We start from the raw sequence: 3,661 nt of genomic DNA, 5'->3' as shown, positions 1-3,661 counted from the left end.
AGTTCAAGTTGTAGGTAGGCGGCAAATGAGGAGATCTCGGGGAGCATACATCAGTATGTGACCCGAGTCGCCGAGTGTAGCCCCCACGACTCAAATTAGTAACTGAATTCTGTAGGGTGATTTTAGAAAAACGAAATCAATACTACCCTCTAAATAGTTCAAGTTGTAGGTAGGCGGCAAATGAGGAGATCTCGGGGAGCATACATCAGTATGTGACCCGAGTCGCCGAGTGCAGCCAACACCCCTACAGCTTGAAATATGACGAGGATATTACAATCGAGAGCGGCCGGAGAGCGAATGAGACAGCGTCGTACTATCGACTAACTCTAATTCCCCACCCACAGGCACCCCATGAGCAATTCGGCTCGCTGCCACCCCATATTGTGCGCACATTTCCCCAATATAGTTTGCTGTTGCTTCACCTTCTACCGTCGGGTTTGTCGCTAAAATCACTTCTGTGATCGTCTCTACCGCTAAGCGTTCTTCTAACCTATCAAGGCCAATATCTATCGGACCAATACCGTCCAATGGCGATAAATGCCCCATAAGAACAAAATAGCGCCCTGAAAATTGCCCAGTTTGTTCAATGGCATAGATATCTGCTGGGCTTTCGACAACACAAACTAAACCATTTTGCTGACGACGCGGATTCGCACAAATATTACAAACCTCTTGTTCGGTAAACGTTCTGCAATCACGGCAATGACCAATTTCAGACATTGCACTTGTGAGAGATTGCGCTAAACGCATCCCACCGCTCCGGTCACGCTGTAGAAGATGGAAAGCCATACGCTGCGCTGACTTTGGCCCAACGCCGGGAAGACAGCGCAACGCTTCCATTAATGATTCAAGAAGCGGACTTGTTTGCATTAGAATGGCATCTTAAAGCCTGGTGGTAATTGCATACCACTAGAAACGCTCGCCATTTTCTCTTTTTGTGTCTCTTCAATGCGTCGAGCCGCATCGTTAAATGCCGCTGCAATCAAGTCTTCTAACATTTCTTTGTCATCTTCTAACAAGCTAGGGTCGATCTCAACACGGCGGCAATTATGCGAACCATTAATTGTCACTTTCACTAAGCCAGCACCAGACTCGCCTGTAGCTTCAAGTTGAGCGATTTCTTCCTGAACTTTTTGCATTTTATCTTGCATTTGCTGGGCCTGTTTCATCAGGTTACCCAATCCACCTTTACCAAACATAGTTTTCTCTCACAACTGAGGCTACAGATTAACCAATATACTGTAGCGTTAAACGGGGCGAATACTTTCTTCATCCAACTGCGCATCAAACATAGAGCGAAGTTTTTGAATCGTCTTATCCGCAATAATTGACTGACGAGCTTGCGCCAGTTTCTCTTCATAAATCGCCTGTCGCCATTCTAGTGGTGTTTTCACATCACTATTATCATCATGAACGATTTTCAGTTCAACAGAACGACCATACTGCTCGCTCAGAGCTTCCTCTAGCGCTTTATGCGCTTGGGGCTTATCGAGGTGCTTCTGAGATGAACGCAAATGTAAAACAATTTGCGACTCACTTAATTCTTCTATATATGAATTCAAAGCTAATTGTTCAACCAGCTTAGGAATATTTAATTTTGCTATTGTCCCGGACCAGCTGTCTCGCTCCCGCCCTTCTTCAATAATTTTTACTGCTAATTCAGGGGTTTTCTCATATTCTAACGCTTCTTTGATCTCACTTGGCGTCGTAACGGCATCTTTTTGAGCCATTGTTTCTTTGTTCTGAGCTTTCCACTGATACGGCTTTGGTTTCTGAGCTTTCACCCCTTGTGAAGCTTTGTTTTCCACATTTTGTTGGTGTTTGCTGGTCACGGCGGCCAGCCTTTCTAGTGCTGATACCGCCGGCTTAGCCTTTTCAGACGTCGCCGGTTTAGCCTTTTTTAGGCCAGGGTCCTCGCTTTGGGGTGATTGCAGGGTCTGCCTAGCTTTTAATAACTGCAAGGTTGGGCTATTTTCTGGCAAATTCTCTGCACGAGTTTGTGGCGGCGCTCCCCTTTGAGGTGCACTCTGTGTTACCGTTTGTGTGATCACCCGAGGAGGCGCTTCAATTTCTTCGATTACACTTTTAGGGTGAAATGCCAGTGCTCGCAATAAGGCCATTTCTACCCCCATACGCCGCTCAGGTGCATAGGGCAATTCTTTTCTTCCTACCAACAAGGTTTGGTAGAAAAGCTGTAAATCTGCTGGAGAAATAACCCTTGCAACTTGCCGCAAGCGCCCGTCTATCGAAGATGGGTCTGTTTCTTGCTCCGCAGGAAGAAGTTGGATCATCGCGATGCGGTGTAACTGGGTTAAAATTTCAACCAGTAAATTCTCCCAGTCCGCACCTCGGCTAGCCGCTTGCTCCACTTGGGTCATCACGGCGATGCTATCAGCACGGACTAATGCCTCAATGATAGCTAATGGTTGCTCATCATCCAGTGTGCCAAGCATTTGACTCACTATGTCAGCAGTTACCTTGCCTTGCCCCATCGCGATGGCTTGGTCTGTTAAACTTAATGCATCACGTAAACTACCATCAGCGGCTCTCGCTATCAGCTGGCGAGCACGCAGGTCATGTTCAATATTTTCAGCATTAAGAATTAATTCAAGTTGTTCGCTAATTTGAGTGACATCTAACGCTTTTAGATGGAACTGCAAGCAACGTGACAAAATAGTCACGGGAAGTTTTTGTGGGTCAGTCGTCGCCAAAAGAAATTTTACGTGTTCTGGCGGCTCTTCAAGGGTTTTCAACAAGGCATTAAAGCTATGACGTGACAGCATGTGGACTTCATCAATCAAGTAGACTTTGAAGCGACCGCGTGCTGGTGCGTATTGGACGTTATCGAGTAATTCGCGGGTATCTTCCACTTTAGTTCGTGAAGCTGCGTCAATCTCAATTAGGTCGACAAACCTGCCCTGTTCAATTTCCAAGCAGTTGACACATTGACCACAAGGGGATGCCGTGATCCCTTTTTCGCAATTAAGACCTTTGGCAAAAAGGCGAGCAATCGTCGTTTTCCCTACGCCTCGTGTGCCCGAGAAAAGATAGGCGTGATGAAGCCGCTGGTGCTCCAGCCCATTAGCAAGTGCAGTCAAGACGTGTTGTTGGCCAACAACGTCTGAAAATTTTTGAGGTCGCCACTTACGGGCAAGTACCTGATAGCTCATGGTTCCCACAGTAATTTAACATGATACGTGAATAAATATAATCTTAGTACATGCTACCACAGCCTCAACCCTTACGGCGAGGTTGTGATAAAAATAGAGGGAAAATAAAGATTAGTGCCCAGGGAATTCAACTAAGCTGTAAGAAGATACGCCTTCTTTTTGTAGCCGCTCCACACCACCAAGGTCAGGTAAGCTAATGATAAATGCGGCTTCAACCACATTAGCACCGAGCTGCTTGATCATTTTAACTGTTGCTTCGACAGTGCCACCAGTTGCTAATAGGTCATCAACAACCAATACATTATCATTTGGGGTAATGCTGTCTTTGTGGATTTCAAGGGTATCGGTACCGTATTCAAGGTCATAAGTCATACTTAATACTTCACGCGGTAGTTTCCCTTTTTTACGTACAGGAACAAAACCAACACCTAAACGTAATGCGACAGGTGCACCGAATAGAAAACCACGTGCTTCAGTCCCTACAATTTTAG

Annotated in this window: 4 protein-coding genes; all 4 read right to left on the bottom strand. The window is 45.9% G+C overall.

Annotation, left to right across the window (positions count from 1 at the left end; all coding sequences use genetic code 11):
* Positions 1–270: 270 nt before the first annotated feature.
* Positions 271–870 carry a recombination mediator RecR gene (gene recR, locus OQV04_RS23855; RefSeq protein WP_042848149.1) on the bottom strand — a complete coding sequence of 200 codons (600 nt, stop codon included), beginning with the start codon at positions 868–870 and terminating at the stop codon, positions 271–273.
* Positions 870–1,199, bottom strand: coding sequence for a YbaB/EbfC family nucleoid-associated protein (locus OQV04_RS23850; protein WP_004260403.1), 330 nt, complete (start codon positions 1,197–1,199; stop codon positions 870–872). Before OQV04_RS23850 ends, recR begins: the two co-directional genes overlap by 1 nt.
* A gap of 48 nt (positions 1,200–1,247) precedes the next feature.
* The gene (gene dnaX / locus OQV04_RS23845) at positions 1,248–3,170 is read right to left on the bottom strand and encodes a DNA polymerase III subunit gamma/tau (protein WP_048608071.1); all 1,923 of its coding nucleotides are present in this window, start codon (positions 3,168–3,170) and stop codon (positions 1,248–1,250) included.
* 111 nt (positions 3,171–3,281) lie between these two features.
* The coding region (locus OQV04_RS23840) for an adenine phosphoribosyltransferase (protein WP_332643109.1) at positions 3,282–3,661 on the bottom strand (380 nt) is incomplete at its 5' end.

Source organism: Escherichia sp. Lx600-2 (assembly GCF_036662595.1).
GTDB lineage: Bacteria > Pseudomonadota > Gammaproteobacteria > Enterobacterales > Enterobacteriaceae > Escherichia > Escherichia coli.
The sequence above is the reverse complement of the archived record's forward strand: the minus strand, read 5'-3'. Positions and strand labels throughout refer to the sequence as shown.

What these genes read in the sequence shown, in the direction of transcription:
- dnaX (WP_048608071.1), bottom strand. Translation starts at nt 3,170, where the DNA reads ATGAGCTATCAGGTACTTGCCCGTAAGTGGCGACCTCAAAAATTTTCA.
- recR (WP_042848149.1), bottom strand. Translation starts at nt 870, where the DNA reads ATGCAAACAAGTCCGCTTCTTGAATCATTAATGGAAGCGTTGCGCTGT.
- OQV04_RS23850 (WP_004260403.1), bottom strand. Translation starts at nt 1,199, where the DNA reads ATGTTTGGTAAAGGTGGATTGGGTAACCTGATGAAACAGGCCCAGCAA.